Genomic DNA, 15,342 nt, shown 5'->3' with positions numbered 1-15,342 from the left:
ACGGCATGAAGCCGGGCGTATGTGTAACGAGGCGTAACCGCATGGCGAATAACAAGATCAGCGACTCTGTCGACGAGACTGCATTTCAGGCATTGGAAGATGCCTTGCAGCTTGGCGCTTTCGAAGAAAAGCCGGAGACGCGGAAAACTGCAAAGCCGAAGCAGCCGGAGGCCAGAGTGAAGGAAGCAAGCAGACAGACCCCTGCTCCCGAGGCCGCCCGCGCGCCTGCCGAACAGACGCCCAGATCCCCCAATCTCGAAGCCGCCAATGACGGCTCCAAGCGCAGCCCGGCGATGATCCTGAAATCGCTGGAAGGCGGCTCCATCGGCGGCGCATTGCGCAACGCCACGATCATGTCGGTCATCTGGGCGCTTGGCGGCCTTGGCATCGCCCATCTTCTTTACGGCAATGCGCTTTGGAACATCGGATCGGTCGCCGATCTCACCGCGATCCCCGGACTGATGGCGATCGTCGTCGGCATTCTCGTTCCCGTCATGCTGTTCTTTGCCTTTGCGATCATGATGGCGCGCGCCCGCGATCTGCGAAATGCCGCCCGATCCATGGCCGAAGTCGCCCTTCGCCTCGCGGAACCGGAAACGGTCGCGTCCGACCGCATCATGTCCGTCGGCCAGGCGGTTCGCCGCGAAGTTTCGGCCATGAATGACGGTATCGAGCGCACCATTGCGCGAGCGACGGAACTCGAAACCCTCGTTCATTCCGAAGTCAATGCGCTTGAGCGCAGCTACGCCGACAACGAACTGCGCGTGCGCAGCCTCGTCCAGGAACTGACCGCCGAGCGCGACGCTATCGTCAACCATGCCGAGCGCATCCGCTCCTCCATCGTCGGCGCGCAGGAACAGATCAAGGAAGAACTGTCCATCGTCGGCGAAGAGCTTTCGATGCGGATCGCCACGACCGGCGAGGCCTTTGCCTCGATGATCGACACGCGCTCGGCCGCGCTGCTCGAAAAATCACGCGCTTCGACCGAAGCGATGGGCAGTCTGATCGCCGCCAAGACCGAAAATCTGTTGCAGGCGTTGAACTCCTCCGGCTCGACGATATCAAACGAATTCGACATGCGTCTTCATAACCTCACCTCGACGCTGGACGAGCGCGGTGAAGTGCTGCTGGAGCGTTTCGCGATCCATGCATCGACGCTGGATAGCGGTGTGGAAAGCCTCAACAGCGCGCTTGAGGAACGCACCCGTCAGCTCAACGAGACGCTGTCGACGCGCTCGCTGGAACTCAACCGCAATATCGAACGCGGCCAGCAGGTCATCGGCGGTTCGCTGGATACGGTTCTCGACAAGCTGTCCACGACGCTTGAGGAAAAAGGCCTGTCCTTCCGCCAGAGCCTGCAGAGCACCGCCGACGATGCGATCATGGATCTCGATCTTCGTTCCGGCCTCTATGAAGAGCGCATGCAGGCGACGGTCGGCCAGGTCAATTCGGCCTTCGACGAGCATGTGGCGCAGTTCGCCAGCGCCTTCGACCAGCGCGCCGGCAGCCTCGACAGCAAGTTGATGGAAAGCCTCGCCCGCATCAACGAAACCGTTGCCGGCGGCTCCGAAGCGCTTGACACCATGCTGAATGTCGGTCTTGAGCGGATCGGCACCACCATGACCGACCAGTCGCTGGCGCTGGCAACCGCGCTGGGCACGGGTCAGGAAATGCTGGAAAGCGCACTTGACAGCCGGACCCAGGCCTTCAGCGATGCCATCGGCCAGCGCACCGCCGAAATCACCGATGCCTTCGCCAATTCGCATGCGAAGATCGACACCGTTCTGGCGGAACGCAGCAACGCCCTGTTCGGCGCGCTTTCGGCCAGCCAGGACCGTTTCGACGAAGCGCTCGCCAGCCGCTCCCTCGCCATTACCGGCGCGGTTTCCGGCACGGCCGAACACCTCGCCGCGATGCTCGACGAACGCGCCGCTGCGATCAACAGCGTTGTTGCCGATGTGGAACGCCGTCTTGCCGAAACGCTCGAAACCCGGGCAGCAGCCATCACCGGTGCCGTCTCCGGCATTGAGGACCGCATCTCCGACACGCTCGAAAGCCGCACGGCCGCCCTGCATGATGTCGTTTCCGGTGCGGAAAGCCGTATCGCCGATACGCTTGACGGCCGCACCGCCGCTCTTTCCAGCGCGATTTCCGGTGTCGAGGAACGTATTGCCGACACGATGGACAGCCGCGCGCTGTCTCTCGACATGACCTTCGCCAATGTCGAGGAACGGCTTTCCGAGACGCTCGACAACCGCACCTCCGCCCTGACAGGCATTGTTGCCAGCGCCGAAGAAAAAATTGCCGGCGCGCTCGACAGCCGCACGGCCACCTTCGGAGACGTGGTAGCGGGTGCGGAAACCCGTATCGCGGAAACGCTGGACGGTCGCACAGCCGCTCTCAACGCCGTTGTTTCGGGTGCCGAGGAACGCATCGCCGATGCGCTCGACAGCCGTACCATGGCTCTTGACATGACATTCTCCGGCGCGGAAGAAAAAATCAGCGAAGCGCTCGAGACGCGCACTGCGGCCCTTGGCGAACTCGTGGCCGGTGCCGAGATCCGGATTGCCGGCGCGCTCGACAGCCGCACAGAGACGCTGAAGACTGTCGTGTCCGGCGCCGAAGAGCGGATCACAGATGTGCTCGACAGCCGCACCATGGCGCTCGATATGAGCTTCTCCGGTGTCGAAGAAAAGATCGCCGATATTCTCGACGGTCGCACAGCCGCTCTCAATAACGCCGTTGCCGGTGTTGAGGACCGCATCGCCGGCGCTCTGGACACGCGTACTGCTGCACTTTCCGGCATTGTTTCCGGTGCCGAGGAACGCATCGCCGATGCGCTCGACAGCCGTACCATGGCGCTCGACATGACGATTTCCGGTGTCGAAGAGCGGATCGCCGAAGCCATGGATGCGAGAGCGTCGTCGCTCTCGCTTGCGGCGGCCGGCGTCGGCCAGCGTCTGGAAGCCACCGCATTCACGCTTGAAAACGCGCTGGCCAGCGGCCACGATCGCCTGGAAACCATGCTCGGCTCGCAGGCCGAGCGCATTGCCGGTTCGCTGGAGCGCAATAGCGGCCTGATCGAACAGAGCGTCTCGGGCGCGGCCGACCGCATCGAAAGTGTCGTCGAAGACGGCAGCAGCCGCTTTGCCCAGACGGTGGAAGAAGGCGTCTCGCGTCTCGAAAGCAATCTGTCGCAATCGCATGAGAATATTCGCACCGCGCTCGACCAGCGTCAGGCAGACCTTGCCGCGACGCTCAACTCCGCCACGGCCCAGATGGGCGACATGCTTTCCGAGCAGGCGATGATGATCGGCACCACTGTCGCCTCCAGCGCCAGCATGCTGGAACTGTCGCTCGAAACCCAGCAGGAAGCGCTGCAGAAGACGATTGACGGCAGTGCTGCGACGCTGGAAGAACGTCTTCGCAACAGCGCCGGCGATATCGCCGTCAAGATCGGCGAAGCAGCCCGCGAAATCGGCGGGGCCACCGACGCCCTCTCCAACCGCATCGAAACCTCAATCGGCAATGTCAACACCCGTCTCGACGAGACCGGCGCACGCATCGAGACCTCGCTCGATACGTTGCAGGCACGCATCGGTGGCGATCTGGCCAATGTGAACACCTCAATCGAGGATTCCGGCCGCCGCTTTGCCGAAGCGCTGGAAGACAAGACGGCCGTGTTCGCCCGCACCAGCGACGAGGCAGCCGAGCGCATCACCGGCATTCTGGACGAGCAGACCACGCGCGTCGCAGACACGTTCGAAAGCCGCACCAGCCGTCTGGCGGAAACCTTCGATAGCGGCACGGCCCGCATCGATGAGCGCCTCGGCACCATGGACCGGGCGCTGACCATCGGTCTCGAAAACGTCAACCGCACCATTGAAGGCAAGGCGACTGATCTAGCGCTGAGCCTGCGCGGCGCGGTCACCTCGGCCACCCAAAGCATCGGCGACGAAGCGGCCCGCTCCTCCGCCCTGCTCTCGAAATCCGGTGCGGAATTCGCAGAACAGGTCCAGGCGCAGAACGACGCCTTCACCAAGGCCATCGAAGAAAAGTCGGGGGAGATCGTCAATCGCATTTCCGATGCGCAGACGCGTCTTTCCGGCCAGGCCGCCGCCGTCGCCCAGACTTTCTCCGAAGCGGGCAACATCATCGTCAACAAGGTCGCGGAAGCCGAAGCCGTCGTGCGCTCGCAGGTCGGCGTCATTTCCGAGACGCTGACGGGTGTCGAATCCGCCCTCGACGCACGCGGTGAATCCATCCGCTCGGCGCTTGATAACCGGACCCGCGAACTCAACTCGATGCTGGCCAGCCGTTCTGCTGAACTGTCGCGCCTGATCGAGGAGAAGGCGAAGCCCGTCGTCGACGAATATGCCACCATCGGCCGCGAAGCCGCCGAAAAGATCGTTTCCGCCGCCCAGCAGAGTGCAGACCTTCTGTCGCAGAGCAACAGCGGTATGGTCGGTATGGTGGAACAGGCGATCAGCGATTACGCCGCTGCCGGAACGGATGCGGCCAGCAAGCTGGTCGCCGCCACCCGCCAGAGCACCGACATGCTGTCGGAAACCCATACGGCCATGGCGGACGCCGTCGAACAGGGCATCGACAAATATGCCCGCGCCGGCAGCGATGCGGCCAACAAGCTGGTTGCCGCCACCCGCCAGAGCACGGATATGCTGTCGCAGACCCATAACAGCATGGCGGAAATCGTCGAACAGTCGGCAAGCAACTTCAACTCCGCTGTCGAGCGCGCCGCACAGGGCTTCGGCGCGGCAGATGAAGCGCTGAACGCCTCGGCGACCCGCTTCTCGGAATCCGCCTCGCAGGCCGCCGACATGGTGTCCAGCTCCAGCCGTCTGCTCGAAGGAAAAATCGACCGCCTGTCGAATATTTCCGGCCAGACACTGGCGCAAGTCGCCGGCATCGTCGGCCGCTTCGAGGAACATTCGAAGGTGCTGAGCCAGGCTTCCGAGCTTCTCAATGCGGCACAGTCGAGCCTCGTCGGCACGCTGGAAGAACGCCAGGATGCGCTTCGCAGCCTGTCCGTCGGCCTCGTCAAGCGCTCCGAGGAAATCGAAAGCGCCATGCGTAACGTCGTCGGCGTGGTGGAAAACACCCTCAACGAGGCCGAGGAGCGTTCGCAGAACGTCGCCGGCAATCTGCGTGACAATCTGCAGGCGTCCTTCTCCGATATCGGCCGTTCGCTTGATGAAACGGAACAGCGCGCCCGTTCGGCGGCCCAGACAATGCGGGGCGCCCTGCTGTCGGCCGGTCAGGATGCCAGCCGTTCGATCGAAAGCACGCTCTCCGACGCGCAGAAATATTCCGACGAGCTGGTCAACCGCCTGCGTGGTGGCGTCGAATCCTCGCTGTCGGAAGTCGACAATCTTCTGGGCACCGCTTCGGAAAAATCGAATGCCGCCGCAGCCAACCTCAAGGAAACATTGCGTCAGGCCGTCGAGGACGCTGTCAGCCGCTTTGCCGGCGCGACGGACGAAATCCGCCGCTCCAGCCACGATATCCGCCGCGAGCTGGATGCGACCCGCGCCGAACTGAAGCGTGGCGCTTTCGACCTGCCGGAAGAAGCCAAGGAAAGTGCGGCCGCCATGCGCCGCGCGGTTTCCGAACAGATCAAGGCGCTTCAGGATATTTCGCAGCTCGTCGGTCGTTCGACCCACCAGATGGAAGTCTCCGAACCGGTCGCCCGCGCCATTGCTGCGACCCAGCCGGCAACCGAGCGCCGTGTCGAGACGCGTCCGCAACCGGCAGCCCCGGCTCCGGTTCAGCAGCGCCCGGCCCAGCCGCAACCGGCCCCCACCTTGCGTGGCGCGCTGCCGCTCGAGAACCGCCAGGCGCCTGCACCGGCGCAGCCGGTCGCAACTAACCCTGCCGGACGCCGTGAAGAAGGCGGCGGCTGGATCAGCGATTTGTTGCGCGGCGCATCACAGGAAACGCCAGCGGCGTCCGCACCTCGCGCCGGCGCGGAACAGCAGCCCACCCGTGCGGCCGACACCCGCAATCCGCGCCACATGGTGGAATCGCTGAACTCGCTCTCGGTCGACATCGCCCGCGCCATCGATCACGACGCCTCCGTGGAGCTGTGGCGTCGCTACCAGCGCGGCGAGCGTGACGTCTTCACCCGTCGCCTCTACACGCTGAAGGGTCAGACGACCTTCGACGAAATCAAGCGCAAATATGAGCGGGAAGCGGAATTCCGCACCGCCGTGGACCGCTACATTACCGATTTCGAGAAGCTGCTCGCCGACGTGGCTCGCACAGACCGCGACCGTACAGTCACGCAGTCCTACCTCACCTCCGATACCGGCAAGGTCTATACGATGCTTGCCCACGCGGCGGGCCGGTTCAATTGAGCCGGTTGACAATGGAGTGACAAAACCCCGGTCAAGACCGGGGTTTTTCTTTTGGCTCCGCTCGTCGTTTCATCGCTCTTCGAAGACATCTAACTGAGCGAGCGACGCTGAAATCAAATCTCGAACGTGCCCGATGCCACCCGCACCGCGTGGCCGCCGATACGGGCGCGGGCGATTTCGCCGTCCTTGATGTCCATACGCAAATGGATATGTGACGGTCGTTCCATCTCCACGCCTTGTTCGATGAGCAGCGGATAATGGCCGTCGGTCAGGCCGTCGAAATGGTGGATGGCGCCGGAGAGAGCGGCCGCGGCTGAACCGGTGGCAGGGTCTTCCGAAATTCCCATATCCGGAGAGAACATGCGGGCGTGGAACTTTGCCGCGTGATTGACGCCGCCGCGACAGTAGATATAGGCCGCCGTCAGGCGTCCTTCCACCAGCGGCGCGGTGCGCAACCACAGATTAGCATCGAAATCCATCTCCCTGATGGCGGCGATATTGTGCAGGGGTACGAGCAGGAACGGCACACCGGCGGTCCAGATCGACGGCACGTGATTCTCAAAGCCGAGATGTCCTTCGCTAACGCCCAACGCATCGGCAAGCGCCGTGTGATCGAGCGGCAACTCGACGCGGGACGATTTGCGCGGCAGGTCGAATTCGGCGAAGCTGACCGCACCGGGGCGCATCTTCACCGCACAACGCACCGGACCCACCTGCTCTTCCAGTACGCAGACCATATCGATGTCGTCATCGCCCTCGCCGCGATTTCGCTCGGCGATGGCCACCGCCGCGCCGACTGTCGGATGGCCGGCAAAGGGTAACTCGCCCGAGGGCGTGAAGATGCGCAGCGAGGCCGCATGGGCCGGATTGCTGGACCGGTTGACGAAAACCGTTTCGGAAAGGTTCATTTCCCGCGCGATCGCCTGCATCGTGGCCTGGGGAAGATCATCGGCGTCATACATGACCGCCAGCGGGTTCCCCGCCATTTTCGTTTCGGTAAAGACATCGTAGATATCGTAGTTCAGCGCCACATCCATCTCCTGCCACTCGTCATTCCGACTGCCTTAGGCAAACTGCATCAGGCCGCCCCGCATCGCAACCCTTGTCCGTGAGTGGAAATCAAGAAGCTGTGGACCGGATCGGGTGCGGTCCGCCGTCCGGGAACGCCTGCGCCTGTGAAAGGCCTTGTCGCCAGCCGCCGTCTTCATGTACCAAGGGTGCGTCTGGCGGTTTGTTATCGACCTCCCTGTCGAGGTTTCAAGATTTCGAGCCGCTTCAACGGTTTACAGCGCTTGCGTGGACGGTTTCCGGTCTGCGCCTTGTCGAGGGAAGCGGATGTCGCATTCTACCTATTCACTGTCCTTCGTCGCCTCCGCAACCGAAGAGGCGCAGGCCGCGCTGAAAGAGCTGAAAGGCATTTACGGCGATACACCTTTCGAAGAGGCTGAAGTGATCGTCGCGCTCGGCGGCGACGGCTTCATGCTGCAGATTCTCAACGAGACGATGAATTCGGGCAAACGGGTCTATGGCATGAACCGGGGGTCCGTCGGTTTCCTGATGAATGACTACCGGGTCGACGGCCTGCTGGAGCGTATCGCGGTGGCGAGCGGCAATGATTTCCATCCCCTGCGCATGACGACGACGGATTCCGACGGCGACGAGTTTACGGCGCTTGCCATGAACGAGGTCAGCCTGTTTCGCCAGTCCCACCAGGCCGCCAAGCTGCGTGTGGAGGTTGACGGCAAGGCGCGGTTGGAAGAGTTGATCTGCGACGGCATGATGGTTGCGACGCCGGCAGGCTCCACCGCCTACAATTTCTCCGCCCATGGACCGATCCTGCCGCTGGAATCGCCGCTGCTGGCGCTCACACCCGTCAGTGCTTTCCGCCCACGGCGCTGGCGCGGCGCGCTTTTGCCGAATAAAGTGACGGTCGATATTCATGTTCTGGAACGCGACAAGCGCCCGGTGAACGCGGTGGCCGACCACACCGAGGTGAAATCCGTTCGTCATGTTCGGATTGCACAATCGCAGGACCGGACGGCAAGGATTCTCTCGGATCCGGACCGTTCATGGTCGGACCGGGTTCTCGCGGAACAGTTCAACAATTGACGCTCGCAATCGACAATGGCCATGCAACTGACAAGACCAATCCTCGCTGCCCTCCTTTTCGCCGCCGCCGTGCTTCCCGCGCGCGCGCAGACGGAAGCGATCGACGCGCTGCCGGTTTCGGCAATCTTCGTCGTCAGCAGCGGCATGTGGGAAGACCGCAATCTTGAGCCGGTGAAAGGCCCCGACGGGCAATTGCGGCCGCCGCCTGCCTCGCCCACGCGCGGCTACTACAAGGTCATCGCCATCCGCCAGGGCGACGGCACGGCAAAAATCTACCTGCAGCGAATCGTCTTTACCGCAGAAGGGCCGAATCTTCTGGAAAATATCGAACTGGAAGAATTCAGCCAGATGAAATCCTATGTCACGGATATTCGTCCCGAAAGTTCGAATGGCGCGCCCGCCTCGCCCGGCTTGTTCGTGACTGTCTACCTGAAAACGGACCCGATGAGCAAGGAAGCTGAAAGCTGGACGATCCTGATCGACGAGCTGGGCGAGATGAAGGTCGAGAAAGCGTCAAACTGATCGGCCCGATGCGCGGGCCGGGAAAGATTACGCTTGCAGCGCCTCCGGGCCGCCAAGAACCGCACCGAAATGATGTTTCCACAATCTCGCCCCGAGTTCACCGCTGCGGTCGAGACTGGAGCCCACCGTAAGCCACGGCAACAGCGTGGGATGCAGCCCCGCATCGAAGAGGGCAAAACCGGCGGCCAGCACGCAGGTATCGGCCTGAATGCCGCAGACCAGCACCCTGTCGAGTTTCAGCGACAGAAGATGGTCGATGACCTCCCGGGGTGGCGCATAACCGTGTTTGATGAATATGCGATCTGCCGCAACAAGCGACTCGTCGTCCCTGCCCGGTTTCCAGCCGAGTTGCCGCTCAAAGGGTGTTACGCTTTCGTCATGGCGCTCGACGGTGGCGATACTGGGCATTGTCAGGGCGAGAGCGGATATTTCCGCCACCAGCGCAGCCGGCGGATTGAAGCTCGACTGGACGTCGACGATATAGAGCGCCTGTTTCATGCTTGTTCTCCAACGAAAAAACCCTCGCAATGGGTTTGCGAGGGTAATCTTCTTCAATCGACGCACTTGAAGCGTCAGTCGATATCCGCGACTTCCACATCCGCGCCGCCGCTGATGCGGTGCGCGAGAGCGGCTTCCATGAACTCGTTCAGATCGCCGTCCAGCACGTTGCCGGGTGCAGTGCTTTCCACACCAGTGCGCAGATCCTTGACCAGCTGGTAAGGCTGCAGAACATAGGAACGGATCTGGTGGCCCCAGCCGATATCGGTCTTGGAGGCGGCCTGCGCATTGGCTGCCTCTTCCCGCTTCTGCAACTCCACCTCGTAGAGGCGGGCGCGCAGCATGTCCCACGCCTTGGCGCGGTTCTTGTGCTGGGAGCGCTCCTGCTGGCAGGCAACGGCAATACCGGTCGGAATGTGCGTGATCCGCACGGCCGAGTCGGTGGTGTTGACGTGCTGGCCGCCTGCGCCGGATGAACGATAGGTATCGATGCGGCAATCGCTTTCGTTGACGTCGATCTGGATCGAATCGTCGACCACCGGGTAAACCCAGACGGAAGAGAACGACGTATGGCGACGCGCATTGCTGTCATAGGGCGAAATACGAACGAGACGATGCACGCCCGATTCCGTCTTCAGCCAGCCGAAGGCATTGTGGCCCTTGACGAGGATCGTCGCGGACTTGATGCCGGCTTCTTCGCCGTCGTGAACTTCGAGCACCTCGACCTTGAAACCTTCACGGTCGGCCCAGCGGGTATACATGCGCAGCAGCATGTTGGCCCAATCCTGGCTTTCGGTACCACCGGCGCCGGAATGCACTTCGAGATAGGTATCGTTGGCATCGGCTTCGCCTGACAGCATGGCTTCCACCTGACGGCGGTTCGCTTCGCTTCTCAGTGCCTTCAACGCGTCTTCGGCATCCTTGACGATCTCGTCGTCGCCTTCCATCTCGCCGAGTTCGATCAGCTCGATATTGTCCTTGAGCTGCTGCTCGAGCGCCCTGACGCCATTGATGCTGTCATCCAGCTGCTGGCGCTCGCGCATCAGCTTCTGAGCCTCAGCGGCATCGTTCCAGAGGGTCGGGTCCTCTGCCTTGTTATTCAACCAGTCCAGTCGTCTTATCGCCTGGTCCCAGTCAAAGATGCCTCCTCAGCAGGCTTATGGCCTGCTTGATTTCGTCGACTACGTTCACGATTTCATTGCGCATTTCGCTGGTTCTTCACCTTCATTGAAACTCGTTGCTCAAATAAATGCGGGGGGCGCGGATGTAAAGACCCGCGCCCCCGCCAAACGTCAGGAGTGATATCAATAAAGACCGCCGCCACCGCCGGTGATGGCCTGCTGCGCCTGCGGCGAGGTCTTCAGAATGTCTTCCTGCGACATGTATCCGTCATCGCCGATGACAGAGAAGGTGGAAGCGGGACCGGTGCCGGGCTTGAAGGCTTCCATGATGGTGTCCGGCTCGCCCTCGACCGCCGCCATGCCGGTCTTGCGGTTAACGGCGACGAAGTTCATGCCAGCAGGAACGATGAACTTGCTCGGCTCCATGTGCTTGGCCGCATCGGCGATGAATTCGCCGAAGATCGGCGCCGACAACGAGCCGCCCGTGCCGCCGCGGCCGAGAGGCGCCGGCGAATCGAAGCCGATATAGAGGCCGGCGACCATGTCCGGCGTATAACCGACGAACCAGGCGTCCTTTTCATCGTTTGTCGTGCCCGTCTTGCCGGCAACCGGCAGATCGACCTTGATCTTGCCGGCCGCCGTGCCGCGCTGCACGACGCCTTCCAGCATTGAGGTCGTCTGATAGGCGGTCATCGGGTCGAGAACCTGTTCGCGATTGTCGACGATCACAGGCTCGTCCTGGTTCTGCCAGCTTGTCGCGTTGCAGCCTTCGCAGGCGCGTTCCTCATGCCGGAAGATCGTCTTGCCGTAGCGGTCCTGAATACGGTCGATCAGCGTCGGTTTGATCTGCTTGCCGCCATTGGCGAGAACCGAATAGGCAGAGACCATACGCATGACGGTCGTTTCACCGGAACCGAGCGACATGGCCAGAAGCGGCGGCATCTTGTCGTAGATGCCGAAACGTTCCGCATATTCCGCGACCAGATTCATGCCCATGTCCTGCGCCAGACGCACGGTCATGAGATTGCGGGATTTCTCGATGCCGAGACGCAGGGTCGACGGACCCGCAGATCCTCCGCCGTAATTCTGCGGCTTCCAGACCTGACCGCCGGAAACGACCTCAATCGGCGCATCGAGTATGACCGATGCCGGCGTATAACCATTGTCGAGCGCCGCCGCATAGATGAACGGCTTGAAGGAGGAACCCGGCTGGCGCATCGCCTGCGTCGAGCGGTTAAATTCCGACTGCGCATAGGAGAAGCCGCCGACCATGGCCAGAACACGTCCGGTATGCGGATCCATCACCACCATGCCGCCCTGCACTTTCGGCGGTTGGCGCAGGCGATATTCATTACCGGACTTGGCAAGCGGCTGCGCATAAATCACGTCGCCGACGGCCAGAACGCCGACCGGGGACTTGGTGGTCGCCTTTTTACCCGTCGCGTCGCGAAAGGCCCAGCGCATATTTTCTGCGGCGATATGGCCACGCGTACGCTTGTCGCCCTCTTCCGTTTCCGCATCCGCCTGCACGCCTATATCGACTCCATCGGCCGCAACAGCGAGGACCACGGCGATTTTCCACTCCGGAACGTCGCGCAAACCCTTGACCTTGGCGAGCGCCGCCGTCCAGTCGCCCGTTGTATCGATCTGCTCTACGGGGCCGCGAAAACCGCGACGCTCGTCATATTGAACCAGACCGTCCTGGAGAGCCTTGCGCGCCTCCATCTGGATCTGCGGATCGAACGAGGTACGGACCGATAGCCCGCCTTCGAGAAGCGCTTCCTCGCCGTATTTCTCGACGATTTGGCGCCGGACTTCCTCGGCAAAATAATCGGATGCGAAAATGTGGGCGCCGCCGCGACGCAGATTGACGCCAAGCGGCTGCTTTTTGGCGTCCGTCGCGTCGTCCACAGTGATATAGCCATTCTCGGCCATACGGTCGATCACCCAGTTACGACGCTCGAGAGCAGCCTTTTCGCGACGGATCGGGTGGTAGTTGGCCGGGCCCTTCGGCAGCGACGCGAGATAGGCGGTTTCCGCAATCGTCAGTTCCGTCACGGACTTGTTGAAATAGGTGAGCGCCGCACCGGCAATGCCGTAGGAGTTCAGGCCGAAGAAAATCTCGTTGAGATAAAGCTCGAGAATCTTGTCCTTGGAATAGGTCTGCTCGATGCGGAAGGACAGAATGGCTTCCTTGAGCTTGCGGTCGATGGTCTGGTCGTTGGTCAGAAGGAAGTTCTTCGCCACCTGTTGGGTGATGGTGGAGGCGCCGACCGGACGGCGGCCGGAGCCGAGATTCTGGATGTTGACGAGAATGGCGCGGCCGAGGCCGAAGACATCCACACCCGGATGATTGTAGAAATTCTTGTCTTCCGCCGAAAGGAAAGCGGCCTTCACGCGGTCGGGAATGGCCTGAATCGGCAGGAAAAGGCGTTTTTCATGCGCATATTCCGCCATCAGCGCGCCGTTGCCGGCATGCACGCGGGTCGTCACCGGCGGCTCATAGGTGCTCAGAACTGCGTAATCCGGCAGGTCCTTTGTCACGCCGTGCAAATAAATTGCACCGGCGGCGGCTGCGCACAGAAAAAGCACGCTGGCCAAGCCGAAAAAATATCCAATCAGTCTGATCATACTAAGCTACCGATAATTCGAATCGTAACCATCAACGCCCGACGATATACGGGCGCATCCTTGCATATCGCGTGCCGTTTTGCACACCATACCTTCTATGACAAGCCGGATACGGCAGCATTCGCTGATATGTTACCGGGCGGCAGTCCGCAATCGCGCTCAGGACGCTTTGCCGATTGCCACCGAATCCGCATTCCGAGTAACGCGGCGAATGTGAGTAAAATAGGGCTTCGCCTTCGCAATCGTCCGCAAGACCCAAGAATTGAACAGGTTTTCAGCGGTCAATGGCAGGTCTGCAACAGCATTGCCGCTTCGCAGGCAGCCCTCTCAGCCGCCATTTGCCATGGCCTTGGCGCGGTATCGCCCAATGGCGGTTGCGAGCGTATCGGCCACCTTCTTGCGCCACTCCCCATCGAGAAGCAGCTTTTCGTCTTCCGGATTGGAGAGGAAACCGAGTTCCAGCAGCACCGACGGCACATCATGGGCGCGCAACACCATGAAACCGGCGTAACGGTGCGGGTTGTTGATGAGCCCTACCTGCCCCTCGAAGGAGGAGACGATGTTTTCGGCCAGCGTCACAGAAAAGGCCTGGGTTTCGCGGCGGGTGAAATCGAGAAGAATATCGGCGACCTCAGGCGGCTCGCTGGAGGCGGCAACACCCGCGATCTGGTCGGACTTGTTTTCGCGCTCCGCCAGTTCCTGCGCCTGCCGGTCCGACGCCCGGTCCGACAACGTATAGACCGTCGCGCCACGGATGCCCTTTTGTCTCAACGTATCCGCATGAAGGGAAATAAAGAGATTGGCGTTGTTCTGACGGGCGATGGTCACCCGTTCGGACAAGGCGAGAAAAGTATCGGAATCGCGCGTGAGGAACGCCTTTATACCAGGTTCGCGGTTCAACCGCTCGGCAAGTTCCTTGGCGAAAGTCAGCGTGATGACCTTTTCCTCGGTGCCGGTAGTGCCGCCGCTGGCGCCCGCATCGATGCCGCCATGGCCGGCATCGACCGCGATGACGAATTCCGCCGGCCGCGACGTCTTGCCGTCGGGCGTGATCGCTGCAGTTGTCACCGGCGCTGGTGTCCGCCACTGCTGATGCTTCACCAGCTCCGCGAACTTGCCCTTGGTGGTGATTTCCGTATCGAGCACGAAATGGAAAGATTGGCCGCCATCAGCTTTCTTGGTTTCGGCAACCGCCACCTGAACCGGCTTTTTCGCCGTCAGCACGATCCGGGCGCTGTTCTGCCCCATGGTGCCGAAACGGATATCCGAAAAAAGACCGGTCGGCTTCAGGTCGGATGCGGGGAAGCTGAAATTCACCGCCGGAAAGTCCACAACGATGCGGGCGGGCGAATCGAGATAGTGAACATCGAATTCCGGCTCCTCGGCGAAGTCTAGAACGATGCGCGTGCGCGCCTCATCGCCGATGATCCGCGCCTGATGGACAACGAGCGGCTCCACGGCATGGGCCGACTGCGCGACGGAGAAAGAAGCGGCGACGGAAAATGCCAGAGCCGACGCAAGCCGCGCGATTCGCGCGCCAAGCCGCCCTCTCCCACAGAATATCGCTGCGTTGCGCGTGAAATTCATGGCCTTCAAGAAATTCCGTATTTCAGTCATTTTCGATAAACGGCGAGGAAAAACGCCGGTAACAGCGCCATTTCAACCACGCCGTACGATAGTTTGCGCGTTTGCGCCCCACAATCGCAGGCCTTGGTGAACCAATTGTTAACCCGGAAATTCCACCAATAATATGGCATATTTAGCCAGCCTATTGCTATTGTGACAGAGAAAACATACAACACGGATGAGGGTTAAAAGTGTTGACGGGATAGATGCCCGCCGGCTGCCAATCGAAAAAGACGCTGGCGCTGCAAATCGGGCAATCATCTGCCGTCGTTACATTTATCCTGAAACTCGATCAATTCCGGCCGTGGCCGGAGACCTACCCGGTGGCGCTGCCACCGCCGCTCTGAGGAGAGCAAATTCATCGGATCCCAAGGGGTCTATATATTATTGTCGTTCCGCCTGGCCAATGATGTCGCAGCAGTTTTCACATGAACCGGATACCAGGAGCAGGCCAAGCGCCT

The 15,342-nt window shown here is 61.3% G+C and carries 8 protein-coding genes; 3 read left to right on the top strand and 5 right to left on the bottom strand.

The features are described from left to right. Positions 1-41: 41 nt before the first annotated feature. Positions 42-6,374: a hypothetical protein gene (locus PL599_RS10160; protein ID WP_269824003.1), complete on the top strand. Its 6,333-nt coding sequence runs from the start codon at positions 42-44 to the stop codon at positions 6,372-6,374. Between the two features lie 113 nt (positions 6,375-6,487). Here PL599_RS10160 and PL599_RS10155 read toward each other — a convergent pair whose 3' ends face one another. Then, on the bottom strand, positions 6,488-7,405 hold the full coding sequence (locus PL599_RS10155) for a PhzF family phenazine biosynthesis protein (protein ID WP_077982947.1): 918 nt from the start codon (positions 7,403-7,405) through the stop codon (positions 6,488-6,490). A gap of 304 nt (positions 7,406-7,709) precedes the next feature. Here PL599_RS10155 and PL599_RS10150 point away from each other — a divergent pair, with 304 nt between their 5' ends. Together PL599_RS10150 and PL599_RS10145 are read left to right on the top strand one after the other, a co-directional pair. Continuing rightward, positions 7,710-8,483, top strand: coding sequence for an NAD kinase (locus PL599_RS10150; RefSeq protein WP_271359051.1), 774 nt, complete (start codon positions 7,710-7,712; stop codon positions 8,481-8,483). A gap of 21 nt (positions 8,484-8,504) precedes the next feature. Further along, a complete protein-coding gene (locus PL599_RS10145) occupies positions 8,505-9,005 on the top strand; it encodes a hypothetical protein (RefSeq protein WP_137410228.1) in 501 nt (166 codons plus the stop codon). Positions 9,006-9,032: 27 nt separating this feature from the next. Here the strand turns inward: PL599_RS10145 and PL599_RS10140 are convergent, their stop codons facing one another. The 4 genes from PL599_RS10140 to PL599_RS10125 form a co-directional block, all read right to left on the bottom strand. After that, complete coding sequence (locus PL599_RS10140; protein WP_077982399.1) at positions 9,033-9,503, bottom strand: cysteine hydrolase family protein; 471 nt, start codon at positions 9,501-9,503, stop codon at positions 9,033-9,035. Positions 9,504-9,577: 74 nt separating this feature from the next. Continuing rightward, a protein-coding gene (gene prfB, locus PL599_RS10135) for a peptide chain release factor 2 (RefSeq protein WP_162520364.1) occupies positions 9,578-10,709 on the bottom strand; the annotation gives its coding sequence in 2 pieces (ribosomal slippage) (positions 9,578-10,639 and positions 10,641-10,709; 1,131 coding nt in all). 98 nt (positions 10,710-10,807) lie between these two features. Next, positions 10,808-13,255 (bottom strand): penicillin-binding protein 1A, encoded by a 2,448-nt coding sequence (locus PL599_RS10130; protein ID WP_077982401.1) that lies wholly within the window; start codon positions 13,253-13,255, stop codon positions 10,808-10,810. Between the two features lie 327 nt (positions 13,256-13,582). Beyond that, entirely contained in the window at positions 13,583-14,842 is a 1,260-nt protein-coding gene (locus tag PL599_RS10125) for an N-acetylmuramoyl-L-alanine amidase (protein ID WP_077982949.1), read from the bottom strand. Positions 14,843-15,342 lie beyond the last annotated feature (500 nt).

The sequence above is a fragment of the Agrobacterium sp. ST15.16.055 genome (assembly GCF_027956555.1).
Classification (GTDB): domain Bacteria; phylum Pseudomonadota; class Alphaproteobacteria; order Rhizobiales; family Rhizobiaceae; genus Agrobacterium; species Agrobacterium salinitolerans.
The sequence above is the reverse complement of the archived record's forward strand: the minus strand, read 5'-3'. Positions and strand labels throughout refer to the sequence as shown.

Coding starts and splice junctions, on each gene's coding strand:
- PL599_RS10160 (WP_269824003.1), top strand. CDS start 42: ATGGCGAATAACAAGATCAGCGACTCTGTCGACGAGACTGCATTTCAG.
- PL599_RS10150 (WP_271359051.1), top strand. CDS start 7,710: ATGTCGCATTCTACCTATTCACTGTCCTTCGTCGCCTCCGCAACCGAA.
- PL599_RS10145 (WP_137410228.1), top strand. CDS start 8,505: ATGCAACTGACAAGACCAATCCTCGCTGCCCTCCTTTTCGCCGCCGCC.
- PL599_RS10140 (WP_077982399.1), bottom strand. CDS start 9,503: ATGAAACAGGCGCTCTATATCGTCGACGTCCAGTCGAGCTTCAATCCG.
- PL599_RS10130 (WP_077982401.1), bottom strand. CDS start 13,255: ATGATCAGACTGATTGGATATTTTTTCGGCTTGGCCAGCGTGCTTTTT.
- PL599_RS10125 (WP_077982949.1), bottom strand. CDS start 14,842: ATGAATTTCACGCGCAACGCAGCGATATTCTGTGGGAGAGGGCGGCTT.